This window comes from Bradyrhizobium sp. Unk1 (assembly GCF_059512345.1).
This window is the reverse complement of sequence record NZ_JCAMOP010000164.1, coordinates 1-1,473: the sequence shown is the minus strand read 5'-3', so window position 1 is coordinate 1,473 and position 1,473 is coordinate 1. Positions and strand designations below refer to the sequence as shown.

The 1,473-nt window shown below is 62.6% G+C and carries 1 protein-coding gene and 1 pseudogene; both read left to right on the top strand.

Annotation, left to right across the window (positions count from 1 at the left end; genetic code table 11):
* Window positions 1–95: 95 nt before the first annotated feature.
* Window positions 96–398, top strand: a pseudogene (locus AC5ZFO_RS47885) (integrase core domain-containing protein); the annotation flags it as partial.
* Window positions 399–754: 356 nt separating this feature from the next.
* On the top strand, window positions 755–1,473 hold a 719-nt coding region (locus tag AC5ZFO_RS47880), incomplete at its 3' end, for an aminotransferase class III-fold pyridoxal phosphate-dependent enzyme (protein ID WP_496124250.1).

The following is a 1,473-nucleotide window of genomic DNA, read 5'->3' as shown; positions in this document are numbered from 1 at the left end:
GAGAAAGACACTGGGCTGGAAAACGCCGGCAGAAGCGCTTGACGAATTACTGTCATGAGTGAAAACAACTGGTGTTGCGACGACCGTTTGAATCCGCCCAATACGTATCCATTAAGTACACCGAGCGCCTGGCTGAAGCTGGTGTCGAGCCTTCTGTCGGCAGTGTCGGAGATTCCTATGACAACGCTCTCGCCGAAACCATCCACGGTCTCTACAAGGCCGAGGTGATCCATCGGCGCGGGCCATGGCGCAGCTTCGAGGCTGTCGAGTTCGCCACCCTCGAATGGGTCGATTGGTTCAACAACCGACGGCTCCTGGAGCCCATCGGAAACATCCCGCCGGCCGAAGCCGAGCAACGCTACTATGCCATGCTGGAACAATCGGCCAGGGCGGCATAACTTAAACCAAACAGCCTCCGGCAAACCCGGGGCGGTTCACAGCAACCCACCGGTGCTGGTAGGTGCCCCCGGTTACTTGTACGCGCCATTATCTGGTGGCGCCTCGGGAATATGTCTCAGGAGCAAAGGTGGTCAGCCTTGCCAATCCTGGGTGGAAGGCTGACCACCCAAGTCTGCGGCACGTGGCAGGGACAGCGTCGCTCGGGTTGTCGTCGCCGAGACGCGCCCGCGCTGCTTGCAGTCACTGCTGAGCACTTGCTGCCGACGAATTGGCGTTTCAAGTTTTGCCTCGTCGCAATAGCCAAGTCATGACGCTGACGGCGCCGGCGACGTGACGCTTTCAAGGATATTCGCAAATGCCCATGCTGCCCAATTCGCAAGAGGCCCGGGATGTGGCCTATCAGCTCCATCCCTACACCAATGCGCGCACGCATCAGCAGGCCGGTCCCCTGGTGATCGAGCGCGGGGAGGGGCCTTACGTCTTCGACGCGTCGGGCAAGCGCTATTTCGAAGCGATGGCGGGCCTGTGGAGCGTCGGGCTCGGCTTCGACGAGAAGCGGCTGGTCGAGGCAGCGTACAAGCAGATGCAGGCGCTGCCATTCTACCACACCTTCTCCGCCAAATCGCACGGGCCCTCGATCGACCTTGCCGAGAAGCTGGTGGCGCTCGCGCCGGTGTCGATGAGCAAGGTGTTCTTCACCAATTCCGGATCGGAGGCGAACGACACTGTCCTCAAGCTGATCGGCTATCGCTCCAACGCGCTCGACCAGCCGCAGCGCAAGAAGGTGATCAGCCTGATGCGCGCCTATCACGGCGTCACCATTGCCTCCGCAAGCCTCACCGGCCTGCCGAACAACCACCGCTCGTTCGACCTGCCGCTGCCGAACATCCTGCACACGGGCTCGCCGCATCTCTACAAGGACGGCGCGCCCGGCGAGAGCGAGGAGGCGTTCGCGACGCGCCGGGCCGAGGAGCTCGACGCGCTGATCCAGAAGGAAGGCCCGGATACGATCGCGGCCTTCTTCGGCGAGCCGGTGATGGGCGCGGGCGGCGTCGTCGTGCCGCCGGCGACCTA